Raw genomic sequence first — 24776 nt, forward strand, 5'->3', positions numbered from 1 at the left:
TCCGGGAATTCTAATATCACTCCGGTAACGTCCAGTCGCCGTCGCCAAGCTGGCGCTGCATAATGAGGGTATCGCGCCAGTCGCCCATCTTATAGCCGACGCTGCGCAACTGTCCGGCAACGGTAAAGCCAAATTTCTTATGAATGGCAATCGAGCCGGCGTTGTTGTGGCCGTCGCCGATAATCGCCAGCATTTGCCGCCACGGCCCCTGTTCACACTGCGCGATGAGGCGCGTCAGCAGCGCGCTGCCGATGCCGCGCCCGCCCATGCCGGACTCGACGTAAATCGACTCTTCCAGCGTATAGCGATAGGCCGGGCGAGGGCGGTAAAAGGTGGCATAGCAGTAGCCGACAATGGTGCCGCGCCACAGCGCGACCAGCCACGGAAGCCCGTTATCGCGCACGGTTTTAATTCGCTTGCGCATTTCGTCGACGGTAGGCGGGATCTCTTCAAACGAGGCGCGGCCGTTAAGCACGTGCCAGACGTACAGCGCGGCAATCGCATGCGCGTCATCGGGCAGCGCTTCGCGGATCTCTAAGTCGGCGTCTTGTAACTTATCCTTGGCGGACATGGGGGCTCCTCAAGCTAATTGGCCGGAGAGTCTTTTTCTCCGGCATGCAGCGTAATACAGAAGCCCCGCGGCTGAACAGTCCTGGTTTTGTTACGAGCGCAAAAAGTTGTGCAGTTTAACCAGGGCTGCGCATTGACCAACGAAAGCGAGTTAGCTATGTAATGGCAAGGTACCCAGCAAGATCGCGCCTGCCAGCATGCAAATAACGGTTCCTGTTGCCCACTTCAGGCTGGCGCGCTGATTCAGCCCGTAATCAAGGTCGAGAATACCGACAAGAAGATAAGTTGATGCAACGAGCGGACTAAGCAGATGAACGGGTTGCCCAATCAATGAAGCAACGGCCATCTGCATGGGGGAGATCCCATAATTTGCCGCTGTCTGGGCAAGAATAGGCAACACGCCAAAATAGAAAGCATCATTTGTCATGAAGAAGGTAAATGGCATGCTGATTAGCGCCGTGATAACGCCAAGCCAGGGGCCTGCAGAGGCCGGTAGTGACTCAACAAGACTGTTGGACATGGCATCCACCATGCCTGTACCTGACAGAATGCCGGTAAAAATACCTGCTGCAAAAATAAGAGCCACAATGGCAAGCACGTTCTCCGCGTGTTTGGCAAGAAGCTCCTTCTGGCGTTTCATGTCAGGGAAGTTCACGAGCATCGCTAATGCGAAGGCAATCATGAAAAGCGTCGCCATAGGCAGCATGCCCAGAATTAACATCACTAACAAAGCCACTGTCAGAGCGGAGTTGAACAGATAACGATAGCTGGTTACTGAAGTACGCTTCCCGCTATCTTCACTCAGGTTAATTTCGATGACGCCGAGCCGGCGCCGTTCGCGCAGTCCAAAATAAACGGCAACCAGTACCACCCAGGCAAGGCCGCATAACATAACCGGTAGCAGATGCATAAAGAGTTCGCTGACGTCTACTTTCATGGCGCTGGCGGCCCGCGCCGTCGGGCCTCCCCAGGGCAACATGTTCATCACGCCGATAGAAAGCAATAACACGGTGGCCATGTACTGAAGTTTTATTCCGAGCCGACGATACAGCGGAAGGAGAGCGGCTGTACAGATCAGGTAAGTTGTGGCGCCGTCGCCGTCCAACGCAACGCTAATCCCCAAAATCGCAGTGCCCACCATAACCTTAAGCGGATCGCCTTTTACGATACGAACAATGAGACGGATAAAAGGATCGAACATTCCGGCATCAGTCATGACGCAGAAATACAAAATGGCAAAGGTCAACATGACACCTGTCGGAGCAAGCAACTTCACGCCGTCCATCATCATTTTTCCAAGCTCAGCGTGGAAACCAGCCACTAAAGCAAAAAACAGCGGCACGAGGATTAACGCGAGCAGGGCTGACAGCTTGCGAGTCATGATCAGGAACATGAACACGCCTATCATGAGGTAGCTTAGTATTGTCATCGTTGTACCTTCCTGTAAATTAGTATTGTTCTGTCAGGTAGAATGTTGTTTTGTTTTTCTGGTTATTACTCTTGCGATGAACAGAGGGCGACGTCAAGAAAGGATGTAAATGAGATGTAAAATTATTGAGCTGGATCTACCTTTTGCCTAAATAGTAATCATTTTGATATCAGCCTGTTTGTCTTCTTTAGTAAATAAATCATCTGTTGATGAACTCCGCACGTAGGTTTATGAATGTGATTTAGCTCGCAGTAATAAGTCGAGGTGTTAAACGCTGATTGACTCTTGTACAAATTACAACAAAATTAAAATAGAACGATGTTTTGTCAGGTAGAACATTTTGAAGGGTGTTCTATCTGACTGTACCGGAGCCAAGCTAATGAGCGAGAACATTATCGATATTCTTATCAGTGAAGTAGGTCCGCGAGACGGGCTACAGAGCGTTTCTGCAGTTATGCCGACCGCTCTGAAAAAGCAGTGGATTAGTGATTTAGCCTCAGCAGGTTTAAGAGAAATTGAGGTGGGTTCTTTTGTTTCACAGAAACTGCTGCCCCAGATGGCCGATACGGGGGAGATCGTAAAGTATGCGCGGACGCTACCGAACCTGTTTGTTACCGCGCTGGTGCCCAATCTACGCGGGGCAGTGTCCGCGTTCGAATCGGGAGTACAGAAGATCACCATTCCGGTTTCAGTCAGCGAACCCCATTCGCTGGCAAACGTGAATAAAACCCATGACCAGGTTTTTGCCGAGGTGGCCAAAATTGTCTCATTTCGCAATGAGAACCACCCCGGGGTTGAGATCGAAGCAGGTCTATCAACAGTATTTGGCTGCACTATTCAGGGCGTCGTTCACGAAGACAACGTTATTCGCATTGCCAGCATTATGGCTGAGCTGGGCGTTGATGAGGTTGGATTGGCTGATACGGTAGGTTACGGTACGCCGCTTCAGGTACAGCGCCTGTTCCGCAGGCTGAAAGCTGAAGTCGGTGAGTTGGCCGGCAGCGCCCATTTTCACAATACCCGTGGACAGGGACTGGCGAACGTTCTTGCGGCGCTGGAAGCCGGTGTTACAACATTTGACGCTTCACTCGGCGGTATTGGCGGCTGCCCGTACGCGCCCGGCGCATCGGGCAATATTGTTACGGAAGATCTTGTCTATCTGCTCGAATCAATGGGATTACGTACCGGTGTCAACATAGACAGGCTGCTCTCCGCGCGCGAAACGCTCAAACGCGGATTACCGGCAGAGCCGCTCTACGGCTTTATTCCCGATGCCGGGGTTGGCAAAAATTTTCACTATGCAGGAAGGAAATAATGACCACTCAGAACCAGAAAAAACTGCCGCTGGAAGGCGTCCGCGTCATTGAATTTGTCCACATGGTGATGGGGCCGACCTGCGGTCTGCTGCTGGCCGACCTTGGCGCAGACGTGATTAAAATTGAGCCGGTCCCCAATGGAGACAATACCCGACGCCTGACGGGTTCGGGCGCGGGTTACTGGATGACCTATAACCGGAACAAGAAAAGTCTGGCCGTCGATATTAAATCGTCAGAAGGCCTGGAAGCGGTTAAAAAACTGATAGCCACGGCCGATGTGTTTACCGAAAATTTCCGCCCAGGCGCTATGGAAAAAATGGGTTTCGGCTATGAGGCCGTAAAAGCCATTAAGCCCGACATTATCTACAGCTCGATGAAAGGCTTTTTACCGGGTCCGTATGAGAACCGAACGGCGCTTGATGAAGTAGTGCAGATGATGACCGGCCTTGCTTATATGACGGGGCCGGAGGGGCGTCCGCTACGGGCGGGCGCCTCAGTAAATGATGTCATGGGCGGAATGTTCAGCGCAATAACGGTGCTGGCTGCTCTGCTACAGCGCGGCCAGAACGGGCAGGGGCAATTCGTGCAGACGGGGCTCTATGAGAACTCAGCCTTCCTGGTGGCCCAGCACATGATGCAGAAAGCGGTGACGGGAAAATCAGCGGCTCCGATGCCCAGCCGGCTATCTGCCTGGGCAGTCTATGACGTATTTACCACCCGTGAAAATGAGCAGGTATTCATTGGCGTGGTGAGTGATACGCAGTGGAAAGTGTTCTGTGAAGCCTTTGGCATGCATGATTTTGCCGTGGATGAAAGCCTTGCCACGAATAATCAGCGCGTTCAGGCTCGCGAGCGAATTATGCCGGTTATCAGAGCGCACCTGCTGACGATGCCTAAACATGAGGTGATGGCGCTATGCGAGCGATTTGGCCTGCCGTTTTCTCCAATTCGCCGCCCGGACGATCTTTTTGATGATATACATCTTAACGAGTCCGGCGGAATGACCGGGGTTATACTGCCAGACGGCACAGAGGTTCGTATCCCCATGCTACCGTTTGAAATGGACGGGCAGCGTTTCGGAACCCGCATTAACGTACCTGATGTTGGCTGCGACTCTGCTACCATCCTTGCCGAGCTGGGTTACTCATCAGATGTGATTGCGCGTCTGGAACGAAGCGGCATCATTTCCTTCGCGCCTTAATCATCATCAGCCCGCCTGGGCGGGCTATCCAGGCTTCTTGATCTGTCCTTGTAATTCCTTATTTTGTTCATTAAGTTATGGACAATTCGCCTCGCTTTACAGGGCTTTTTTATCTAATGAGGTCTGCATGACAAACGATGATGGCGCGCCGGAAAAATCTCCGGCCGGAAAAAAACCGGCAACCGAAAGCGGCGGCGCTGCAGCAGTGGATCGTGCGTTTGCCATTCTTGCCGCATTCGACAAGGATGCCTCTCAACTGACGCTGGCAGAATTAGCGCGGCGAACCGGTTTATATAAAAGTACGATTCTCCGTTTGCTTAACTCCCTTGAAAAAGCAGGTTTTGTGCGTAAGTCCGTAGATGGCCGCTACTGCATCGGGCCGGAACCGCTCAGGCTCTCATCGCTGTATCAGGCTTCATTCCGCTTAAGAGATGTGCTGTTGCCACATCTTGAGCACCTTTCTGCTCTCAGCGGAGAAACATCCTCTTTCTACATCCTGGATAATGACTGGCGGGTCATTCTTTATCGCGTAGAACCACGGCGGGCGGTCCGTGTTGCAATACGAGAAGGCGATCGTTTCTCCGTTAAATATGGCGCGTCCGGGAAAATACTGAGTGCGTTTACATATACTGATGACCCCATTTTTGCTGAAATACGGCAAAAATTATGGGCGGAATCTTATGGCGAGCGCGATCCTGAAACCGCTTCAGTTTCTGTGCCGGTTTTCGGCGTGGGGGGAGCTTTACAGGGCGCATTAACGCTCTCCGGGCCAAAAGAAAGGTTCAGGCCACAGGACATCAGGAATATTTTAAGCACTCTTTTTCAGAGCGCAATCCACTCAACCAAAGAACTCGGCGGCGATTATTCACTGTTGGTAGAGGCCAGGCAGAAGCACATTGAATGAAACAGCCGGCATCGCAAGCGTAAATAACGCGTCACGTCTTAAAACGTTTTTAAAGAATATTCATTCCGGGACAAGGGACTCTCTAATTTGAGAGTCCCATAACGTTATCGCGATTATTCTGCTTCCGTTGGCTTCTGCGCCTCGCCCCAGTATTTTTGTTTGCTGGTTTTGCCGATACCCGGATTCATGCTGTTGGTGGGATCGTTCTGGCGATAGAAGCGCTTTAAACTCTCCGCCGCTTCATACAGATGGCCGACGTTGTGCTCCGCCGGATACTGCGCACCGCGCGCTTTCAACAGATCCAGCATTTTTTCCTTCAGTTCGTGCGCGTCGACCCCTTTCTTCACGATGTAATCCTGGTGGAAGACGTGACACATAAAGTGGCCATAGTAGAGCTTGTAGACCAGTTGGCTGTCGATTTCCGCCGGCAGATGTTCGAACCATTCGGTGTCATTGCGGCGCAGGGCGATGTCCAGCGCCAGAATATCTTCCACTTCGTCGGCATGTACCGCCTGATAGCGGATCGCCGCGCCGGCGGCGGCGAAGCGGTGCAGGAATGCCTTGCTGCCTTCTTCCGCGGTACAGACAAAGAAATCGCCTTCAGCCTGCTGGAAATAGTCCGTAAGCCACTTCTGCGCTTCTTCGATGCCGTCGCCGGCCATCTTCAGCAGCAGATGATGTTCGTACTTATCGCGCCAGGTTTTCATACGCTCCGGCAGGTGCGCCGGGAAGGCATGACCGAGCTTCTGCATAAAGCGGTCGGTGAAGTGCGGCTTGAACAGGGAAACCTTTTCCAGCATCGCGTCGGTGCGCCCCTTCATGGTGAAGAAGAACGGCATTTTGTCGGTGCCGAGCTTATCGATCATCAGGAAGGTATCTTTGCCATATTTTTCGGCGATATCGTAAATATCGCGGTGCATATATTCGCCGGCCACCGGCAGATTATTGAATTCAGCGAGGATGTGGCGGCGGATCTCGGTGAGCACTTCCGGCTGGTTAGTGCCGATATAGAACACCTGCTGGCGTTTTTCCGCTGGAAAAGTATCGAGACGGACGGCGAAGACCGCCAGCTTGCCGGCGCAGCCGGAGGATTCGAACAGGCGGTCCGGGTCGGCGTTATAGCGAGCCGGAGTATCGGCGTTAACATCGCGCACGCGGGTGACGTAATCGTGATCGTGGGCGTGGCGGCCATCGTGTTGCACGTCGGCATCGGTGATACGATCGTCGTCGAGGCGGCTCAGAATTTGCTCTGGCGTCGCGCCTAAATCGATTCCCAGATGGTTGACTAATTTCAGTTTGCCGTCGGCATCAATCTGCGCAAACAGCGACATTTCGGTATAGGCCGGTCCGCGTTGTACCAGGGAACCGCCGGAGTTGTTACAGATACCGCCGATAACCGATGCGCCGATGCAGGAAGAGCCGATCACCGAGTGCGGTTCGCGGCCCAGCGGCTTGAGCGCTTTTTCCAGTGAATAGAGGGTGGTACCAGGGTAGGCCAGCACCTGCTCGCCCTTATCCAGCAGGTGCAGCTTGTCCAGACGCAGCGTGCTGATAATGACGATTTCGCGATCGTAATCATTGCCGCTCGGGGTGGAGCCTTCGGTCAAGCCGGTATTCGCCGCCTGCATCAGGATAATTTTGTCAGCTTGTACGCAGGCGCTGAGCACCCGCCATAGTTCAAGCAGGGTACCGGGGAACACCACCGCCAGCGCATCGCCGTGGCCGGAGCGGAAACCTTTTCGGTAACGCTGGGTTTTCGCCGGATCGGTTAACAGATGCGAGGAGCCAACCAGCCGCGCCAGTTCCGCCAAAAAGGGAGGGTTATTTATTGTTGTTGCAGATGACATGATTCACTCCTTGTGGGCACAGGAAAGCTATATCGCTGTTAGCATACCGCTTTGTATGACAATTTGGTGTATGAATGTTTCTATAAATCAGATAAGAACCTTAGCATTCTACGGGCGCGTTGTTTATATATATGGCAAACTGCGGTTTTTGCTGCGTTTTCGCTGGGCTATTAGCACCGAATCAAAGAGGGATACATAATAATGAAATGGTTGTGTACTGTTGGCGTCGCCGTGAGCCTGGCGCTGCAACCCGCGCTGGCCGATGAACTGTTTGGTAACCATCCGCTGACGCCTGAGGCGCGAGATGCGTTTGTTAGCGAACTGCTGAAAAAAATGACGGTCGATGAAAAAATCGGTCAGCTGCGCTTAATCAGCGTTGGCCCGGATAACCCGAAAGAAGCGATCCGGGAAATGATCAAAGACGGTCAGGTAGGGGCGATTTTTAATACCGTGACCCGGCCTGATATCCGCGTGATGCAGGATCAGGTGATGCAGCTAAGCCGCCTGAAGATCCCGCTGTTTTTCGCCTACGATGTGCTGCACGGCCAGCGTACCGTCTTCCCGATAAGCCTCGGCCTGGCCTCCTCTTTTAATCTCGACGCGGTGAATACCGTCGGGCGTATCTCGGCCTACGAAGCGGCTGACGATGGCCTTAATATGACCTGGGCGCCGATGGTCGACGTTTCTCGCGACCCGCGCTGGGGCCGCGCCTCTGAAGGGTTTGGCGAAGACACCTACCTGACCACCGTGATGGGTAAAGCGATGGTGGAATCGATGCAGGGCAAGAGCCCGGCAGACCGCTATTCGGTGATGACCAGCGTTAAACACTTCGCCGCCTACGGCGCGGTTGAAGGCGGTAAAGAGTACAACACCGTCGATATGAGCCCGCAGCGCCTGTTCAATGACTACATGCCGCCGTATAAAGCCGGTCTCGATGCCGGCAGCGGCGCGGTGATGGTGGCGCTAAACTCGCTCAACGGTACCCCGGCCACTTCCGATTCCTGGCTGCTGAAAGACGTCCTGCGCGACCAGTGGGGCTTCAAAGGCATCACCGTTTCCGACCATGGCGCCATCAAAGAGTTGATTAAACACGGTGTCGCCTCCGACCCGGAAGACGCGGTGCGCGTCGCGCTGAAGTCCGGTATCAACATGAGCATGAGCGATGAGTACTACAGCAAATATCTGCCGGGGCTGGTGAAATCCGGCAAGGTGACGATGGCTGAACTGGATGACGCTACCCGCCACGTGCTCAACGTCAAGTATGACATGGGGCTGTTCAACGATCCGTACAGCCATCTGGGGCCGAAAGCGTCCGACCCGCAGGACACCAACGCCGAAAGCCGTCTGCATCGTAAAGAGGCGCGCGAAGTGGCGCGAGAAAGCCTGGTGCTGCTGAAAAATCGTCTCGATACGTTGCCGCTGAAAAAATCCGGCACCATCGCGGTGGTGGGCGCGCTGGCGGATAGCAAGCGCGACATGATGGGCAGCTGGTCGGCGGCGGGCGTGGCCGATCAGTCGGTCACCGTGCTGACCGGCATCAAAGAGGCGCTGGGCGATAAAGGCAAAGTGATTTATGCCAAAGGCGCTAACGTTACTGACGATAAAGGCATTGTCGATTTCCTTAACCTGTATGAGAAAGCGGTGCAGGTCGACCCGCGCTCGCCGCAGGAGATGATCGATGAGGCCGTGGCGGCGGCGAAACAGTCCGACGTGGTCGTTGCGGTGGTGGGCGAAGCGCAGGGTATGGCGCATGAGGCTTCCAGCCGTACCGATATCACCCTGCCGCAAAGTCAGCGCGATCTGATTAGCGCGCTGAAAGCGACCGGTAAACCGCTGGTGCTGGTGCTGATGAACGGGCGTCCGCTGGCGCTGGTGAAAGAGGATCAGCAGGCGGATGCGCTGCTGGAGACCTGGTTTGCCGGTACTGAAGGCGGCCATGCGATCGCCGATGTGTTGTTTGGCGATTACAACCCGTCCGGTAAGCTGCCGATGTCCTTCCCGCGTTCGGTGGGGCAGATCCCGACCTACTACAGCCATCTGAATACCGGCCGTCCGTATAATCCGGAAAAACCGAATAAATACACTTCGCGTTATTTCGATCAAGCGAACGGCCCGCTGTATCCATTTGGCTATGGCCTGAGCTACACCACCTTTAGCGTTTCCGATGTCAAAATGTCGGCGCCGACGATGCCGCGCGACGGCAGCGTGACCGCCAGCGTGCAGGTGACCAACACCGGCAAACGTGAAGGGGCGACGGTGATCCAGCTTTATCTGCAGGACGTGACCGCGTCGATGAGCCGGCCGGTGAAAATGCTACGCGGCTTTAAGAAGGTGAATCTCAAGCCGGGCGAGACGCAAACTGTCAGCTTCCCGATTGATGTTGAAGCGCTGAAGTTCTGGAACCAGCAGATGAAATACGTTGCCGAACCGGGCAAATTTAACGTCTTTATCGGCGTCGATTCCGCCCGCGTTAAGCAGAGCGAATTTGAGCTGCTGTAGTCGCGAGCCCAGTAAAAAGGGATAAACCGGGTGTTACACCTGAAAGGCCGATTAATCGGCCTTTTCTTTTTCGTTAAATGGCCAAATGGACTACGCTTTTCTCTTAAGCTTCTGTAAGCGAAGCGTATAAAAATGAGGGAAGCGGGATGATGATGGCAATGAAATGGTCAGGTGTAATGGCGCTTGCAGCCCTGCTTAGCCTGCCGCTGCAGGCGGCGGAACCGGTGAAGGTGGGCTCGAAAATCGATACAGAAGGGGCGCTGCTCGGCAACATCATTTTGCAGGTGCTGGAAAGCCATGGGGTGAAAACGGTCAATAAAGTCCAGCTCGGCACCACGCCGGTGGTTCGCGGCGCGATTACCGCCGGCGAGCTGGATATCTATCCGGAATATACCGGCAACGGCGCTTTCTTCTTTAAAGATGAAAATGACCCGGCGTGGAAAAACGCCAAACAGGGCTATGAAAAAGTTAAGAAGCTGGACGCGGAAAAAAACAAGCTGATCTGGCTGACCCCGGCCCCCGCAAATAATACCTGGACTATCGCAGTGCGACAGGAAGTGGCAGAGCAAAATCATCTTACTTCATTGGCCGATCTTAGCGCCTATCTACAGAAGGGCGGCGACTTTAAACTGGCGGCTTCCGCGGAGTTTATCGAGCGCGCCGATGCCCTGCCGGCATTTGAAAAAGCTTACGGATTTAAGCTTAATCAGAATCAGCTGCTGTCGCTGGCGGGCGGCGATACCGCAGTGACCATTAAGGCGGCGGCACAGCAAACCTCCGGCGTTAACGCGGCGATGGCCTATGGTACCGATGGGCCGGTGGCGGCGCTGGGATTACAAACCCTGAGCGATCCAAAAGGCGTACAGCCCATTTACGCGCCGGCGCCGGTGGTGCGCGACGCGGTGCTGAAGGCGTATCCGCAGATGGCGCAGTGGCTGGAGCCGGTGTTCGCCAGCCTCGATGAAAAAACATTGCAGAAATTAAACGCCAGTATTGCCGTTGAAGGGCGTGACGCGAAGAGCGTGGCCGCCGATTACCTGCAACAAAAAGGGCTGCTGAAGTAAGGACTGGTGACTATTCGTTGTTATAACCGCGTGGCGCTGCTGCTTACGCTACTGCTGTTGGCCGTGGCGGCGCTGCCGTTTGTTACTTATGCCCCTAATCGTCTGCTCTCCGGTGAAGCGCGCTGGCTCTGGACGCAAATGCCGTGGCTGGCGGCGGCGCAGCTGGCGGGCGGGCTGCTGCTGTTGTTATTGTGCTGGATCCCTGGCCGTCTGGCGCTGTTAGGAAGCCTGCTGATTGCCGATTTGCTCCTGCCACTACTAATGTGGGGCGCCGGAGACATCGCGCGACATCTGGTTCAACAGGGCTCCCCGCTGGCGCGTACCTCTCCCGGCAGCGGATTATGGCTTGCTCTCGCGCTATGCCTGCTGCTTGCCAGCGATACTATCCGCCGACTGACTCCGCACGCTGTATGGCGTTGGCTGCTGAATGCGCAGCTTTGGTTGCTACCGTGCCTGCTGCTGTGGCATGGGGCCCTCGATCAACTCTCTTTGCTGAAAGAATATGCTAACCGCGAGGATGTCTTTAATGACGCGCTGCGTCAGCATCTATGGTTGTTGTTCGGGACGTTGCTGCCCGGATTATTATTGGGTTTATCGATAGGCTTCGCCCTCTGGCGGCGACCGCACTGGCAGGCGCCAGTATTTACCTTCCTTAATGTGATTCAAACTATTCCCTCGGTGGCGCTATTCGGTTTGTTGATCGCGCCGCTCGCCGGTTTGACCCGCCATTTTCCGTGGTTGGGGAATATAGGTATTTCTGGAACCGGGATGGCGCCGGCGCTGATCGCGCTGGTGCTGTACGCGTTATTGCCGCTGGTGCGCGGGGTGGTGACCGGACTACAGCAGGTGCCGCGGGAGGCGCTGGAAAGCGCGATGGCGATGGGAATGAGCGGCGGACAGCGTTTTCGCCAGGTCCAAATGCCGTTGGCGCTACCGATTCTGCTGCGTAGCCTGCGGGTCGTCAGCGTGCAGACCGTCGGTATGGCGGTGGTGGCGGCGCTGATAGGCGCGGGCGGCTTCGGCGCTTTGGTGTTTCAGGGGCTCCTCAGCAGCGCGCTGGATTTGGTGCTGCTGGGGGTCATCCCGACGATTGCGTTGGCGGTAGCCGTGGATGCCGTGTTTGCACTGTGGGGCGCGTTATTAAAAGGAGAGGCGCATGATTGAATTCGCCGGGGTGAACAAGGCCTTCGCCGGACAGCCGGCGGTGAAGGATCTTAATCTGCATCTGCGCGAAGGCGCGTTTTCCGTGCTGATTGGTACTTCCGGCTCCGGAAAATCGACCACTCTGAAGATGATTAATCAACTCGTGGAACAGGATAGTGGAGTGATACGCTTCGCCGGCGAGGATATCCGTCGACAGCCGCTGCTGGCGCTGCGCCGCCGTATGGGGTACGCCATTCAGTCTATCGGCCTGTTTCCACACTGGACGGTGGCGCAGAATATCGCCACCGTGCCGCAGCTGCAAAAGTGGCCGCGCGGAAAAATTACCGAGCGGGTTGATGAACTCATGGCGTTACTTGGCCTGGAACCTCTCCTACGCGATCGCTACCCGCATCAGCTTTCCGGCGGCCAGCAGCAGCGCGTTGGTGTGGCGCGGGCGCTGGCAGCCAACCCGGAGGTGCTGTTAATGGATGAGCCATTTGGCGCGCTGGATCCGGTCACCCGCCAAGCGCTGCAGCAGGAGATGCTGCGCATTCATCGTCTGTTTGGGCGCACGATCGTGCTCGTCACCCATGATATCGACGAAGCGCTACGCCTGGCGGATCACCTGGTGCTGATGGACAGCGGCGAAGTGGTGCAGCAGGGGGAACCTATGCAGATGCTACTGCAGCCGAAAAACGCCTTTGTTGAAACCTTCTTTGGCCGTAGCGAACTGGGCGTTCGGCTGCTCTCGCTACGCGGCGTTGGGGATTACCTGCGCCGGGATGAACGGCTGGCAGGCGATGCGCTGAACGTCTCGATGACGTTGCGCGAGGCGCTGTCGCAGTTTGTCGCTCACCGCCGCGACGTTTTGCCGGTGGTCGATGAACAGGGCGAAGCGTGCGGTACGTTGCACTTTGCAGACCTGCTACACGATAGGGGCACGAAGTGAAGGCGCTTCGCGATCCGCTACTGTGGCTGGTAGCGCTGTTTATCGCGCTGCTGCTGGTATTGCCCCACAGCGCGCCGCTGTTTAGCTGGCTGTTTCCGGAGCTGCCGCGCCCGGTTTATCAGCAGGAGAGTTTTCTGGCGCTGACGCTGGCCCACTTTTGGCTGGTGGCGCTCTCAAGCATTGCCGCGACGGTTATCGGCGTGGGGGCAGGGATTATCGTCACTCGACCCGCCGGGCGAGAGTTTCGTCCACTGGTGGAAACCATTGCCGCTATGGGACAGACATTTCCGCCGGTAGCGGTACTGGCGATCGCGGTACCGGTGATGGGCTTCGGCTGGCAGCCGGCGCTTATCGCATTGGCGCTTTACGGAATATTGCCCGTGCTGCAGGGGACGCTGGCTGGATTAAGTTCGATATCGCCTGGGGTATTGAATATTGCCGAGGGGATGGGGATGAGCGGCTGGCAGCGGTTGTGCAAGGTGGAGCTGCCGCTGGCGGCGCCGGTGATGCTGGCCGGGATCCGCACCTCGACCATCGTCAATATCGGTACGGCAACCATTGCCTCAACGGTGGGCGCCAACACCCTCGGCACGCCGATAATAATCGGTCTCAGCGGCTTTAATACCGCTTATGTGCTACAGGGGGCGCTGCTGGTGGCGCTCGCCGCGATCATAATCGACCGCTTTTTTGAACGGCTGAACCAGTGGATCAGCCGACACCGCCGCGAACAATAAACGAGTAACCTGCCAGCATGACGCCGCCGATCCCGCCGATGGCCATGCATAAGAAGAGGGTAATGACCGCGATTTTCGCAGGCTTCATGATAGGCTCCTTTTGTTAACGGAGGGATTATACGGTGAAGCGCAGGTGTTAATGAAACATTAATTGCTATTTAGCCAGATCAGATTTTCCCGCTGTTCCCATTCGCGGAGCTGCGCTGCCTGCGGGCTACCCGGCGGCGCGGGGCACCACACCAGCAGGGTGCTGTCAGGAAATAGCTGCGGGCGGATCTGATTAAGCGAGTGCGCGACGATATCCACCCGCCAGCCCTGCTCGCAGGCGATCCAACCTTCCAGCCATAATTGAGTGGTGTCATCGGTGTTCCAGCCCACCACCACCGCGTGATGGCCGGGGCGCTTCCAGGCATGGGCGAGACATTGGGCGATGTGGTTGATTAAGATACCATCGAGCAGGCTACGCAGCGCCAGTAAAGTCGGCTGAGGGCTTAGCAGGCGGTGGCGAAGCGGATTGAGCAGATGATGCACCAGCATCTGTGCGCTATAGCTGTGGCTACGCTCTTTGAGCCATAGCCGCACGCGTTGGTAATGACCTTCCTGCAGAAAACCGAGCAAGATTTCCTGCTGTTCGCGCCAGCCGTCTTCGACATCCACTTCGCGATCGGGCAGCAGGTTTTTTACTTTGCTGACCTGAACGCCGGCATCAATCCAGCGCTTAATTTCGCGGATGCGATCGATTTCACTGTCATTGAATAAACGATGGCCGCCATCGGTGCGTTGCGGCTTGATGAGTTCATAACGTCGCTGCCAGGCTCGCAGCGTCACGGGATTGATATCACAAAGCTGAGCCACTTCGCCTATCGTATACAGCGCCATTTTCCCCTCCCGCCGTGTGCTCCTCATTTAACTGTAGAAGGGGTTTATCAATTGTTCATTTTTTGCGCTTTACGGCGCCGGCGAGACGGTGGGAAGTGTGATCGTCACCATGATTTATCATTTTCTTGTATCGCTTCAAAGAAAGTTATGGACGGGCAGTGTATGTTACGCGCTTTCAAAGGTTGTGTGGTTGGCGGGTATGTACGAGTTCGATCTGGTCTTGCTGCTGCTCCAGCAGATGTGCGTGTTTCTGGTTATCGCCTGGCTGATGAGTAAAACGCGGCTGTTCATTCCCCTGATGCAGGTCACCGTGCGTTTACCGCATAAGCTGCTGTGCTATGTCACCTTCTCGATTTTTTGCATTATGGGGACCTATTTCGGTCTGCATATCGAAGACTCTATTGCTAATACTCGCGCTATTGGCGCAGTGATGGGTGGCCTGCTCGGCGGCCCGGTGGTCGGCGGTCTGGTGGGGTTGACCGGCGGCTTGCATCGCTATTCGCTGGGCGGCATGACGGCGTTAAGCTGTATGGTGTCGACCATTGTCGAAGGGCTGCTCGGCGGCCTGGTGCATAGCATTCTGATCAAACGCGGACGTCCGGATAAAGTGTTCAGCCCGCTTACCGCCGGGGCGATTACCTTTTTCGCTGAACTGGTACAGATGCTGATAATTCTGCTCATTGCGCGGCCATTCCAGGATGCGTTGCACCTGGTGCAGAGTATCGCCGCGCCGATGATGGTCACTAATACCGTCGGCGCCGCGCTGTTTATGCGCATTCTGCTGGATAAGCGGGCGATGTTTGAGAAATACACCTCGGCTTTTTCAGCCACCGCGTTAAAGGTGGCGGCCTCCACCGAGGGGATCCTGCGCCAGGGGTTCAACGAAGAGAACAGTATGAAGGTCGCTCAGGTGCTGATTCAGGAACTCGATATCGGCGCCGTGGCGATTACCGACCGCGATCGGCTGCTGGCGTTTACCGGTATCGGCGACGATCATCATCTGCCAGGTAAACCTATCTCCTCATCCTATACACAAAAGGCGATTGATACCGGCGAAGTGGTTTATGCCGACGGCAACGAGGTGCCATACCGTTGTTCAATTCATCCTGGCTGTAAACTGGGCTCGACGCTGGTCATTCCGCTGCGCGGTGAGAATCAACGGGTTATTGGCACTATTAAGCTATATGAAGCGAAAAACCGCTTGTTCAGCTCGATTAACCGCACGTTGGGGGAGGGGATAGCGCAACTGCTGTCGGCGCAGATCCTTGCCGGCCAGTATGAACGACAGAAAGCGTTGCTGACCCAGTCGGAAATTAAACTGCTGCACGCGCAGGTTAACCCGCACTTTCTGTTCAACGCCCTGAACACGCTGAAGGCAGTGATCCGCCGTGATAGCGATCAGGCTGGGCAACTGGTGCAGTATTTATCGACCTTCTTTCGCAAAAATCTGAAGCGACCAACGGAGATTGTCACCCTGGCGGACGAAATTGAACATGTGAATGCCTATCTGCAAATTGAGAAGGCGCGATTCCAGGATAATTTGCAGATACGCATGCAGGTGCCAGCGTCGCTTGAGCATCTCCAGCTACCGGCATTTACGTTACAGCCGATAGTCGAAAACGCGATCAAGCACGGCACCTCTCAGCATCTTGGCGTGGGCGAAATTACCATTCGCGCCAGTCAGCATGAGCGTTGGTTACAGCTGGATGTGGAAGACAATGCCGGGCTTTACCGTGATAACCCTAATGCCAGCGGGCTTGGGATGAGTCTGGTGGACAGACGACTGCGCACGCGCTTCGGCGCCGACTGCGGAATTAGCGTCGCTTGCGAAGCGGAACATTTTACCCGCATCACGCTGCGACTGCCTGTGGAGGAAAATGCATGCTAAAAGTTTTAATCGTCGATGATGAGCCGCTGGCGCGGGAAAACCTGCGCATCCTGCTGGAGGAGCAAAGCGATATAGAAATCGTTGGCGAATGCGGCAATGCCGTCGAAGCGATTGGCGCGGTGCATAAGCTGCGTCCCGACGTGCTGTTTCTGGACATTCAAATGCCGCGTATCAGTGGGCTGGAGATGGTTGGCATGCTCGATCCTGAACATCGCCCCTATATCGTCTTTTTAACCGCCTTCGATGAATATGCGGTGAAGGCGTTTGAAGAGCACGCTTTCGATTATCTCCTCAAGCCTATTGAGAACGTCCGGCTGGAGAAAACGCTGGGCCGCCTGCGCCAGGAGCGCAGTCTGCAGGATGTATCACTGTTGGAGGATGCCCAGCAGGCGCTGAAGTACATTCCCTGCACCGGTCACAGCCGCATCTGGCTACTGCAAATGGAGGATGTGGCTTTTGTGAGCAGCCGAATGAGCGGTATTTACGTCACCGATAGCGAAGGCAAAGAAGGTTTTACCGAGCTGACTTTGCGTACTCTGGAAAGCCGAACGCCGCTGCTGCGCTGCCACCGTCAGTATTTGGTTAACATGGCGCATTTGAAAGAGATCCGCCTTGAGGAGAACGGCCAGGCGGAGCTACTGATGCGCGCCGGGCAAACGGTGCCGGTCAGCCGTCGTTATCTGAAAAGCCTGAAAGAGGCGATTGGTCTGTAAAAACGCGGAATCATGGTAGACTTAGCGCCAGCATTTTTCATCATGAAGGCATTATGATCAGTAACGACATTTTACGTAGCCTGCGCTACACCCTGAAAACGAATAATAACGGTCTGGTACGTATCTTTGCGCTGGCGGATGCGCCGGTGAGTGCGGAACAACTGGTACCCTGGCTGAAAAAAGAAGACGAAGAAGGGTTTGCGCGCTGCCCGGATGTCGTACTGTCGAATTTCCTCAACGGTCTGATTTACGACAAGCGTGGTAAAGATGAGTCGGCGCCGCCGCTGGCGGTCGAGCGCCGGGTGAATAACAATATCGTACTGAAAAAATTGCGTATCGCCTTCTCGCTGAAGACCGACGACATTCTGGCTATCCTGACTCAGCAAAAATTCCGCGTGTCGATGCCTGAAATTACCGCCATGATGCGCGCGCCGGACCACAAAAACTACCGTGAATGCGGCGATCAGTTTTTGCGCTATTTCCTGCGCGGTCTTACCGAGCGCGAGCACGCCAAAGGCTAAGCGCCTGACTTGACCCGGGCCTGCGCCCGGGCCCTGTATCTCTTTACTTCTTCACTTCTTTAAAACCCTGCGATTCCAGCAGCTTAGTCGATACTGATAGCGAAACAAACTGCTGTGAGCAGTCGGTGAACATCGAGCCTGGCAGCTTGCACAGCTCGCTGATTTTCGCTTTGCTGAAATCCACGGTCAGATGTTCAAGCGCGTAGGAGTCTTTATAGTCGATGGTCTGCTCAACGCCCTGCAGATTACGATAGACGCTGCTGATCGGCTCGATAATCGCCCGCGCCTGTTCTTTATTTTCCGCGCCGATCGATTTATAGGGAATGGTATTGTCGGCATCCTGACGCAGCACTTTGTCGCCGTCATAGTGGTAGGTAAAGCTAAGTTCGACGCCGTTAGTATTCAGCGCAAAGGTTTTAGTCTCTTCTTTTTTATTATCGCAGCCGGCGAGGGCCGCCAGCAGAACGGATACGGCCAGCACGCTAGCCATCTTGCGGTTAAATTTCATCACGATTCCCTATGTTGAGTGGTATTGCGCGTCCAGAGAGGAGCAGACAGTAATGATTATTATGGCGATTACACGTTGTCGCAACAGAAGGCGTGAAGGGAATAAAAAAAGCGCTGCCGGAGCAGCGCTTTTGCGGAGGGTTATTTAACCTGCTGACCCGGCTGTGCGCCGCTGTCAGGGCTTAACAGGAAGATATCTTTCCCGCCAGGGCCGGCGGCCATCACCATCCCTTCGGAGATACCGAAGCGCATTTTACGCGGCGCCAGGTTGGCGACCATCACCGTCAGACGGCCAATCAGCGCCTGCGGATCCGGGTAGGCGGATCGGATGCCGGAGAAGACGTTGCGCTTCTCGCCGCCGAGATCGAGGGTCAGGCGCAGCAGCTTATCGGAACCGTCGACGAACTCGGCGTTTTCAATCAGCGCGATGCGCATATCCACCTTGGCGAAATCGTCAAAGGAGATAGTTTCCTGGATCGGATCATCGGCCAGCGGGCCAGTCACCGGCGCGGCGGCGGCTTTAACTTCTTCTTTAGAGGCTTCCACCAGCGCTTCGACCTGTTTCATTTCAATGCGGTTGTACAGTGCCTTAAAGGCGTTAACCTTGTGCGCCAGCAGCGGCTGCTGGATGGCGTCCCAGCTCAGCTCGGTGTTGAGGAACGCTTCAGCGCGCGCGCTCAGCCCCGGCAGAACCGGCTTCAGCCAGGTCATCAGCACGCGGAACATGTTCAGCCCCATGGTGCAGATTGCCTGCAGGTCGGCGTCGCGGCCTTCCTGTTTGGCCACCACCCACGGCGCCTGCTCGTCGACATAGCGGTTAGCGACGTCGGCCAGCGCCATAATTTCGCGGATGGCTTTACCGAACTCGCGGCTTTCCCACGCTTCGCCGATAGCGGCAGCCGCATCGGTGAAGGTTTTATACAGCGCCGGGTCAGCCAGCTCGGCAGAGAGCATGCCGTCGAAGCGCTTATTGATAAAGCCGGCGTTACGCGAAGCCAGGTTCACCACTTTGTTAACGATGTCGGCGTTGACGCGCTGGATAAAGTCTTCCAGGTTCAGGTCGATATCATCAATGCGCGAAGAGAGCTTAGCGGTGTAGTAGTAGCGCAGGCTATCGGCATCAAAATGGTTCAGCCAGGTGCTGGCTTTGATAAAGGTGCCGCGAGATTTGGACATCTTGGCGCCGTTTACCGTGACATAGCCGTGAACGAACAGGTTGGTCGGCTTACGGAAATTGCTGCCTTCAAGCATGGCCGGCCAGAACAGGCTGTGGAAGTAAACGATGTCTTTACCGATGAAGTGATATAGCTCGGCGCTGGAATCTTTCTTCCAGTATTCATCGAAGCTGGTTGTGTCGCCGCGTTTATCGCATAGATTCTTAAAGGAACCCATGTAACCGATCGGCGCATCCAGCCAGACGTAGAAGTATTTGCCCGGCGCATTCGGAATTTCAAAGCCAAAGTACGGCGCGTCACGGGAAATATCCCACTGCTGCAGGCCGGATTCGAACCACTCCTGCATTTTGTTCGCCACCTGCTCCTGCAGCGCGCCGCTGCGGGTCCACGCCTGCAGCATTTCGCTAAAGGACGGCAGGTCGAAGAAGAAGTGCTCAGATTCACGCATCACCGGCGTCGCGCCGGACACCACGGATTTCGGGTCGATGAGTTCAGTTGGGCTGTAGGTCGCGCCGCAGACTTCGCAGTTATCGCCGTACTGGTCCGGAGATTTACACTTCGGACAGGTACCTTTGACGAAACGGTCCGGCAGGAACATGCCCTTTTCCGGGTCGTAGAGCTGAGAGATAGTGCGGTTTTTAATAAAACCGTTTTCTTTCAGACGGGTATAGATAAGCTCCGACAGCTCGCGGTTCTCGTCGCTGTGCGTCGAGTGGTAGTTGTCGTAACTGATATCGAAACCGGCAAAATCGGTCTGATGCTCCTGACTCATCTCGCCAATCATCTGCTCCGGGGTGATGCCAAGCTGCTGCGCTTTCAGCATAATCGGGGTGCCGTGGGCGTCGTCGGCGCAGATGAAGTTGACTTCGTGGCCGCGCATTCGCTGGTAACGGACCCAGACATCAGCCTGGATGTGCTCCAGCATGTGGCCGAGGTGGATAGAGCCGTTGGCGTACGGCAGCGCGCACGTTACCAGAATTTTTTTCGCGACTTGAGTCATAGTGGGCATTACATCTTCTGTTGTAAAAAGGGCTTTTGATGTTACCTGAAAGGCAATAATTTGGTAAGCCCAAAGCTTATTGTGGGGGAATTATTCCCTTTCAGGTAAACTTAACGGACAAGAATCAACTCACAATAACAAAGGAGTCGGGATGAGTTCGCAATCCCAGGCCAAATCCCCCGAACGTCTACGTGCGATGGTCGCCGGGACTCTGGCTAATTTCCAGCACCCAACCCTGAAGCATAACCTCACCACGCTAAAGGCGCTGCACCATGTTGCCTGGCTTGACGATACCGTGCATATCGAGATCCAAATGCCGTTCGTCTGGACCCGCGCGTTTGAGGCGTTGAAGGAGCAATGCAGCGCCGAGCTGCTGCGCATTACCGGCGCGAAGGCCATCGACTGGAAACTCTCTCACAGTATCGCCACCCTGAAGCGAGTGAAAAACCAGCCGGGCATTAATGGCGTGAAAAACATCATCGCCGTGAGTTCCGGTAAAGGCGGGGTGGGCAAATCCTCTACCGCCGTGAACCTCGCCCTGGCGCTGGCGGCGGAAGGGGCCAAAGTGGGTATTCTCGATGCCGATATCTATGGTCCGTCGATTCCGACCATGCTCGGCGCCGAAGACAGCCGCCCGACGTCGCCGGACGGCACCCATATGGCGCCGATCATGAAGTATGGCCTGGCGACTAACTCCATTGGTTATCTGGTAACCGACGACAACGCCATGGTGTGGCGCGGCCCGATGGCCAGCAAGGCGCTGATGCAGATGCTTCAAGAGACGCTGTGGCCGGATCTGGATTACCTGGTACTGGATATGCCGCCGGGAACGGGCGACATCCAGCTGACCCTGGCGCAAAACATTCCGGTGACCGGCGCGGTAGTGGTGACGACGCCGCAGGACATCGCGCTGATCGACGCCAAAAAAGGCATCGTGATGTTTGAGAAGGTGGAAGTGCCGGTCGTGGGGATCGTGGAAAACATGAGCATGCATATCTGCAGCAACTGTGGCCACCACGAACCTATCTTTGGCACTGGCGGCGCCGAGAAGCTGGCGGCGAAGTATCACACCCAGTTGCTAGGCCAGTTGCCATTGCATATCACGCTGCGTGAAGACCTGGATAAAGGCACGCCGACGGTCATTGCGCGTCCGGAAAGCGAGTTTACCGATATCTACCGCCAGCTGGCGGGACGCGTGGCGGCGCAGATGTACTGGCAGGGCGAAGTTATCCCGAGCGAGATCGCCTTCCGCGCCGTTTAAGGCTGGGTGTAACGCATCAGCCAATAATCTCCGTCAGGAGACGCGCCCTGCGCTTCGACTTTCCAGCCGTGATGCTGGTAGAAGCGCAGGGCGTTTTCATTTCGCGACAGGCACTTCAGCGTGCCGCTGCGCTTAAATGAGCGCTGAACCTGTTCCAGCAGCAGGCTACCGACGCCTTTTCCCTGCCACTGCGGATCCACAAACAGGTTATGCAGGAAGTTGTCGATAACCCACACCGAGGCGAATCCTGCCAGCACATCGCCGCATTCGGCGACCCATAGCTGTTCGTCTTGCACCACGGCATCAAAATCTTCCAGCCGCCATTGATCGCCGTTAAGCCATGTCCATGAGGCAAGACGCGCGTCAAGAAACAGCTGACGCAGGCGAGGGTAGTCGCTGTCGCGGCCAGGACGAATACGCAACTGCGGCGATAGTGAGAGCTTAGCGATGATAGAAGATCTCGCCGTCATACACTTTCAGGATCTTGCCTTCGGTGTCGGTGATCAGAACATAGTTGCCGCCCATGTAGGTCCAGTGGCTGCCGGCATCCGGCGCGGGCAGGTTACGCAATTGCCACTGCTTGATGTTGTACTCAGGAGTGAGGTACATCGCCGGCACGGTATCGCCAATATGAAATTGGGTAAAATCAGCGGTGAATTCTTTCATCGCATACTGTTCAATCCCGGAGGCCGGCGCCGCCCAGCTTGCGCTGGCGCTGGCAAGAAGTACGCCCAGAAGCATCATTTTTGTTTTACGCATATTTTCCTCAATATTACCTGGACTCAAAATAGCAGCCTCGTATCATTCCTGAAGCGCTGCTGAAATGGCAAGCACTGGTTTTTTAAAAAGTGTAAGCAAAACACGGCTGAAGTCTTGTGCCGCTTGCGTTGTTACGCGGTAAATCGCTATTTTGGGAGCATTCTGAAGCTTTGGAGAATTGGCATGTTCAGGCTGGAAGATCTGACCTTATTTGTCCGCGCGGCGGCGTTAGGCAGTTTTAGCGAGGCGGCACGAGAAGCGGGGCAGCAGCCAGCGCAGGTAAGCGCGGCGATCAAACGCCTGGAAACGACGCTCAACATTCGCCTTTTTGCCCGTTCGACCCGTAGCCTGCGCCTGACCCCGGAGGGCGAAACCTGGCTGCCCTACGCCACCCAGATGCTTGATACCCTACAGGCCGGGTTACAGAAAATTCAGGCGCCGGGAGATGAAGTGCGCGGCACGCTGCAAATCTCTGTGCCATCCGACCTTGGGCGCAACCTGCTGCTCAAGGTATTTTGCGCTTTTCGCGAACGTCATCCGGCGCTGAGTCTGCGGCTGCACTTTTCCGATCATCTGACCGACGTGTTTAAAGATCCGGTGGATGTCGCTTTTCGCTACGGCTACCACGAAGACGCTTCGTTTATTTCGCTGCCGGTCGCGCCGGAAAACCGTCGGGTGTTGGTGGCTTCACCGCAGTGGGTTGCCCGCCACGGTCAAATCAGTAGTCTGGAGGAGTTATCCCGGCACAGTGCGCTACTGTATGTATTACGCGGCCGGCCTTTTGACCGCTGGCCGCTGATTTCAGGTAATGAAGTGCATACCGTGGAGATGAACGGCGCGATTATGAGCGATGATGCGGAGGTGATCCGTCGGCTGGCGGTAGCCGGAGAGGGGATCGCTTATAAATCGTTTCTTGATGTCAGCGACGACCTGCGGGAAGGGCGTCTGGTGCGGTTGCTGCCGGACTTTCAGGGCGATTTAACGCCGCTGAACATGATTTGTCCGCACCGCAAACAGCTCTCTGCCGCGGTGCGTTTATTATATCAAGAGGTGAAATCACATTGTGAAGCGCTTAGTGCTTAACTAAGGTCGCGAAGTAATAGATTAGCGGGATCGCCAGCACCCACAGGCCAATCGGAATTTCACGCCACTTGCCGGCGATCGCTTTGATGACAATGTAAAACAGCAGTCCGCCGGCAATACCGGTGCCGAAGCTGTTGGCGATGAGCGTAATCATCACCATCATGAGGACCGGCAGTCCATCGGTAAAGTTACCCAGATCGACTTTGCGCAGGCCGCTGAACATATTCAGGCCAATCAGAATTAACGCCGGCGCGGTGGCCTCTTTAGGGATCATGAGCGCCACCGGCGTAAACAGCAGCATCAACAGGAACATCACCGCCGCCGAGAGCGCGGTGAGGCCGGTCTTGCCGCCGGCTTCCGCCGCCGCGGATGATTCAATCAGCGCCGTAGCCGCCGGAATACCGACCCACGGGCCCAGCGCGGCGGCAATCGAATCGACCATAAACGGGCGATTAATCTGCGGCATGTTACCTTCTTCATCCAGTAATCCCGCTTCGCCACCGACCGCCAGGGTCGTGCCCATGGTCGAGAAAAACTCGGACGCAAAAAAGACGAACAGGAACGGCAGAAAGGCGATATTTAATGCCCCCAACAGATCGATTTGCCCGAACACCGGAGCCAGCGAGTGCGGAACATCAATAAAGCTGCCCGGCAGTTTTGTTACCCCGAACGGAATACCCACCAGGGTGGCGAACAGAATGGCCCACAGTATCGCGCCGGGCACTTTACGCGCCTGTAACGCTATCGCCAGAAACAGGCCACACAGCGCCACCAGCGCGCCGGGGGCAAGAAAATCGCCGAGCATCAGGGCGTTGGTTTTGGCATTCGCCAACACCAGCCCGGCATTGCGAAAGCCGAGAACCGCGACGAACAACCCGATCGAGGCCGTCAGCCCCAGCTTAATTGATTGCGGTACCGAGCGGGTGACCACTTCGCGCAGGCCAAATTGGGTCAGCAGGAAGAAGAGGATCCCCGACCAGCAGGCAATTCCGAGGCCAATCTGCCAGCCAATACCTTCGCTGCCCGCCAGCGTCACCCCCACCAGTACCGAGCCGCCAATGCCCGGGCCGACGATAAACGGCAGGTTGGCGTAAAACGCCATTAATAGCGAACCGGCGACAAAAACCAGGATAGTGCCGGTGGTGGCGGCGCCTTTATCCATTCCGCCAATCGCCAGCAGCCCTGGAATGACCACCAGTAAATAGGCGGCGGCGAGAAAGCCGGTGATCCCGGCCAGGCATTCGGTGCGTAGCGAACCGCCCCGTGAACGCAGCGCAAAGCGGCGCTCCAGCCAGTGGCTACGGGCAGAAGTATGAAGTGTGTTATCGGCCATG

The 24776-nt window shown here is 55.7% G+C and carries 23 protein-coding genes; 13 read left to right on the forward strand and 10 right to left on the reverse strand.

Features of this window, described 5'->3' with window-relative positions; genetic code table 11:
- Positions 1–16: 16 nt before the first annotated feature.
- The gene (locus KGA69_RS14240; protein ID WP_015365736.1) at positions 17–571 is read right to left on the reverse strand and encodes a GNAT family N-acetyltransferase; all 555 of its coding nucleotides are present in this window, start codon (positions 569–571) and stop codon (positions 17–19) included.
- Between the two features lie 150 nt (positions 572–721).
- Positions 722–1999, reverse strand: a complete 1278-nt coding sequence (locus tag KGA69_RS14245; protein WP_213292403.1) for a CitMHS family transporter — start codon at positions 1997–1999, stop codon at positions 722–724.
- Positions 2000–2378: 379 nt separating this feature from the next.
- Here KGA69_RS14245 and KGA69_RS14250 point away from each other — a divergent pair, with 379 nt between their 5' ends.
- From KGA69_RS14250 to KGA69_RS14260, 3 genes are all read left to right on the forward strand, one after another.
- Entirely contained in the window at positions 2379–3314 is a 936-nt protein-coding gene (locus KGA69_RS14250; protein ID WP_213292404.1) for a hydroxymethylglutaryl-CoA lyase, read from the forward strand.
- Complete coding sequence (locus tag KGA69_RS14255) at positions 3314–4516, forward strand: CaiB/BaiF CoA transferase family protein (protein WP_213292405.1); 1203 nt, start codon at positions 3314–3316, stop codon at positions 4514–4516. Before KGA69_RS14250 ends, KGA69_RS14255 begins: the two co-directional genes overlap by 1 nt.
- 127 nt (positions 4517–4643) lie before the next feature.
- Positions 4644–5420 carry an IclR family transcriptional regulator gene (locus KGA69_RS14260; protein ID WP_213292406.1) on the forward strand — a complete coding sequence of 259 codons (777 nt, stop codon included), beginning with the start codon at positions 4644–4646 and terminating at the stop codon, positions 5418–5420.
- A gap of 113 nt (positions 5421–5533) precedes the next feature.
- Here the strand turns inward: KGA69_RS14260 and dld are convergent, their stop codons facing one another.
- Complete coding sequence (gene dld, locus KGA69_RS14265) at positions 5534–7267, reverse strand: D-lactate dehydrogenase (protein ID WP_213292407.1); 1734 nt, start codon at positions 7265–7267, stop codon at positions 5534–5536.
- 201 nt (positions 7268–7468) lie between these two features.
- Here dld and bglX point away from each other — a divergent pair, with 201 nt between their 5' ends.
- The 5 genes from bglX to KGA69_RS14290 all read left to right on the forward strand — a co-directional run bounded on the left by bglX (position 7469) and on the right by KGA69_RS14290 (position 13656).
- Entirely contained in the window at positions 7469–9766 is a 2298-nt protein-coding gene (gene bglX / locus KGA69_RS14270; RefSeq protein ID WP_015706093.1) for a beta-glucosidase BglX, read from the forward strand.
- A 146-nt stretch (positions 9767–9912) separates the two neighbouring features.
- Positions 9913–10830, forward strand: coding sequence for a glycine betaine ABC transporter substrate-binding protein OsmF (locus KGA69_RS14275; protein ID WP_045391246.1), 918 nt, complete (start codon positions 9913–9915; stop codon positions 10828–10830).
- Between the two features lie 6 nt (positions 10831–10836).
- Complete coding sequence (locus KGA69_RS14280; RefSeq protein WP_213292408.1) at positions 10837–11994, forward strand: ABC transporter permease; 1158 nt, start codon at positions 10837–10839, stop codon at positions 11992–11994.
- On the forward strand, positions 11987–12922 hold the full coding sequence (locus KGA69_RS14285; protein WP_163351305.1) for an ABC transporter ATP-binding protein: 936 nt from the start codon (positions 11987–11989) through the stop codon (positions 12920–12922). Before KGA69_RS14280 ends, KGA69_RS14285 begins: the two co-directional genes overlap by 8 nt.
- Positions 12919–13656 (forward strand): ABC transporter permease, encoded by a 738-nt coding sequence (locus KGA69_RS14290; RefSeq protein ID WP_047044871.1) that lies wholly within the window; start codon positions 12919–12921, stop codon positions 13654–13656. The genes KGA69_RS14285 and KGA69_RS14290 overlap by 4 nt, the downstream gene beginning before the upstream one ends.
- On the opposite strand, the gene KGA69_RS14295 is transcribed toward KGA69_RS14290, so the two are convergent.
- Together KGA69_RS14295 and KGA69_RS14300 are read right to left on the reverse strand one after the other, a co-directional pair.
- Positions 13631–13744, reverse strand: a complete 114-nt coding sequence (locus tag KGA69_RS14295; protein ID WP_015365743.1) for a protein YohO — start codon at positions 13742–13744, stop codon at positions 13631–13633. The genes KGA69_RS14290 and KGA69_RS14295 overlap by 26 nt on opposite strands.
- A 59-nt stretch (positions 13745–13803) precedes the next feature.
- The gene (locus KGA69_RS14300) at positions 13804–14535 is read right to left on the reverse strand and encodes a MerR family transcriptional regulator (RefSeq protein ID WP_049061006.1); all 732 of its coding nucleotides are present in this window, start codon (positions 14533–14535) and stop codon (positions 13804–13806) included.
- 199 nt (positions 14536–14734) lie between these two features.
- On the opposite strand from KGA69_RS14300, the gene KGA69_RS14305 reads away from it, so the two are divergent.
- The 3 genes from KGA69_RS14305 to KGA69_RS14315 are packed head-to-tail and all read left to right on the forward strand — an operon-like array spanning position 14735 to position 17657.
- The gene (locus KGA69_RS14305; RefSeq protein WP_045391232.1) at positions 14735–16423 is read left to right on the forward strand and encodes a sensor histidine kinase; all 1689 of its coding nucleotides are present in this window, start codon (positions 14735–14737) and stop codon (positions 16421–16423) included.
- Positions 16417–17136, forward strand: coding sequence for a two-component system response regulator BtsR (gene btsR / locus KGA69_RS14310; protein ID WP_045391229.1), 720 nt, complete (start codon positions 16417–16419; stop codon positions 17134–17136). Before KGA69_RS14305 ends, btsR begins: the two co-directional genes overlap by 7 nt.
- A gap of 53 nt (positions 17137–17189) precedes the next feature.
- Positions 17190–17657 carry a YehS family protein gene (locus tag KGA69_RS14315; protein ID WP_015706088.1) on the forward strand — a complete coding sequence of 156 codons (468 nt, stop codon included), beginning with the start codon at positions 17190–17192 and terminating at the stop codon, positions 17655–17657.
- A gap of 43 nt (positions 17658–17700) precedes the next feature.
- Here KGA69_RS14315 and KGA69_RS14320 read toward each other — a convergent pair whose 3' ends face one another.
- The gene (locus KGA69_RS14320; protein ID WP_045391226.1) at positions 17701–18165 is read right to left on the reverse strand and encodes a YehR family lipoprotein; all 465 of its coding nucleotides are present in this window, start codon (positions 18163–18165) and stop codon (positions 17701–17703) included.
- Positions 18166–18305: 140 nt separating this feature from the next.
- Positions 18306–20339, reverse strand: coding sequence for a methionine--tRNA ligase (gene metG, locus KGA69_RS14325; RefSeq protein ID WP_045377042.1), 2034 nt, complete (start codon positions 20337–20339; stop codon positions 18306–18308).
- A gap of 151 nt (positions 20340–20490) precedes the next feature.
- Between metG and apbC the strand changes: the two genes are divergently transcribed.
- Complete coding sequence (gene apbC, locus KGA69_RS14330) at positions 20491–21600, forward strand: iron-sulfur cluster carrier protein ApbC (RefSeq protein ID WP_015365751.1); 1110 nt, start codon at positions 20491–20493, stop codon at positions 21598–21600.
- Here apbC and KGA69_RS14335 read toward each other — a convergent pair.
- A complete protein-coding gene (locus tag KGA69_RS14335) occupies positions 21597–22070 on the reverse strand; it encodes a GNAT family N-acetyltransferase (RefSeq protein ID WP_047051024.1) in 474 nt (157 codons plus the stop codon). The two genes, apbC and KGA69_RS14335, sit on opposite strands and share 4 nt — an antisense overlap.
- On the reverse strand, positions 22042–22359 hold the full coding sequence (locus tag KGA69_RS14340; RefSeq protein ID WP_015365753.1) for an RcnB family protein: 318 nt from the start codon (positions 22357–22359) through the stop codon (positions 22042–22044). Before KGA69_RS14340 ends, KGA69_RS14335 begins: the two co-directional genes overlap by 29 nt.
- 183 nt (positions 22360–22542) lie before the next feature.
- Here KGA69_RS14340 and KGA69_RS14345 point away from each other — a divergent pair, with 183 nt between their 5' ends.
- Entirely contained in the window at positions 22543–23442 is a 900-nt protein-coding gene (locus KGA69_RS14345) for a LysR family transcriptional regulator (RefSeq protein ID WP_045391217.1), read from the forward strand.
- Here the strand turns inward: KGA69_RS14345 and KGA69_RS14350 are convergent.
- A complete protein-coding gene (locus KGA69_RS14350; protein ID WP_045391214.1) occupies positions 23432–24775 on the reverse strand; it encodes an NCS2 family permease in 1344 nt (447 codons plus the stop codon). The two genes, KGA69_RS14345 and KGA69_RS14350, sit on opposite strands and share 11 nt — an antisense overlap.
- Position 24776: the final 1 nt, after the last annotated feature.

This window comes from Klebsiella sp. A52 (assembly GCF_018388785.1).
Lineage (GTDB): Bacteria > Pseudomonadota > Gammaproteobacteria > Enterobacterales > Enterobacteriaceae > Klebsiella > Klebsiella aerogenes.

Bases quoted from the DNA above. Each gene is read 5' to 3' on its own strand.
- KGA69_RS14350 (WP_045391214.1), bottom strand. From the start codon at position 24,775: ATGGCCGATAACACACTTCATACTTCTGCCCGTAGCCACTGGCTGGAG.
- KGA69_RS14335 (WP_047051024.1), bottom strand. From the start codon at position 22,070: ATGACGGCGAGATCTTCTATCATCGCTAAGCTCTCACTATCGCCGCAG.
- KGA69_RS14250 (WP_213292404.1), top strand. From the start codon at position 2,379: ATGAGCGAGAACATTATCGATATTCTTATCAGTGAAGTAGGTCCGCGA.
- KGA69_RS14240 (WP_015365736.1), bottom strand. From the start codon at position 571: ATGTCCGCCAAGGATAAGTTACAAGACGCCGACTTAGAGATCCGCGAA.
- KGA69_RS14285 (WP_163351305.1), top strand. From the start codon at position 11,987: ATGATTGAATTCGCCGGGGTGAACAAGGCCTTCGCCGGACAGCCGGCG.
- KGA69_RS14260 (WP_213292406.1), top strand. From the start codon at position 4,644: ATGACAAACGATGATGGCGCGCCGGAAAAATCTCCGGCCGGAAAAAAA.
- KGA69_RS14315 (WP_015706088.1), top strand. From the start codon at position 17,190: ATGATCAGTAACGACATTTTACGTAGCCTGCGCTACACCCTGAAAACG.
- KGA69_RS14245 (WP_213292403.1), bottom strand. From the start codon at position 1,999: ATGACAATACTAAGCTACCTCATGATAGGCGTGTTCATGTTCCTGATC.
- KGA69_RS14275 (WP_045391246.1), top strand. From the start codon at position 9,913: ATGATGATGGCAATGAAATGGTCAGGTGTAATGGCGCTTGCAGCCCTG.
- btsR (WP_045391229.1), top strand. From the start codon at position 16,417: ATGCTAAAAGTTTTAATCGTCGATGATGAGCCGCTGGCGCGGGAAAAC.
- KGA69_RS14340 (WP_015365753.1), bottom strand. From the start codon at position 22,359: ATGCGTAAAACAAAAATGATGCTTCTGGGCGTACTTCTTGCCAGCGCC.
- dld (WP_213292407.1), bottom strand. From the start codon at position 7,267: ATGTCATCTGCAACAACAATAAATAACCCTCCCTTTTTGGCGGAACTG.
- bglX (WP_015706093.1), top strand. From the start codon at position 7,469: ATGAAATGGTTGTGTACTGTTGGCGTCGCCGTGAGCCTGGCGCTGCAA.
- KGA69_RS14255 (WP_213292405.1), top strand. From the start codon at position 3,314: ATGACCACTCAGAACCAGAAAAAACTGCCGCTGGAAGGCGTCCGCGTC.
- KGA69_RS14320 (WP_045391226.1), bottom strand. From the start codon at position 18,165: ATGAAATTTAACCGCAAGATGGCTAGCGTGCTGGCCGTATCCGTTCTG.
- metG (WP_045377042.1), bottom strand. From the start codon at position 20,339: ATGACTCAAGTCGCGAAAAAAATTCTGGTAACGTGCGCGCTGCCGTAC.
- KGA69_RS14305 (WP_045391232.1), top strand. From the start codon at position 14,735: ATGTACGAGTTCGATCTGGTCTTGCTGCTGCTCCAGCAGATGTGCGTG.
- apbC (WP_015365751.1), top strand. From the start codon at position 20,491: ATGAGTTCGCAATCCCAGGCCAAATCCCCCGAACGTCTACGTGCGATG.
- KGA69_RS14295 (WP_015365743.1), bottom strand. From the start codon at position 13,744: ATGAAGCCTGCGAAAATCGCGGTCATTACCCTCTTCTTATGCATGGCC.
- KGA69_RS14300 (WP_049061006.1), bottom strand. From the start codon at position 14,535: ATGGCGCTGTATACGATAGGCGAAGTGGCTCAGCTTTGTGATATCAAT.
- KGA69_RS14345 (WP_045391217.1), top strand. From the start codon at position 22,543: ATGTTCAGGCTGGAAGATCTGACCTTATTTGTCCGCGCGGCGGCGTTA.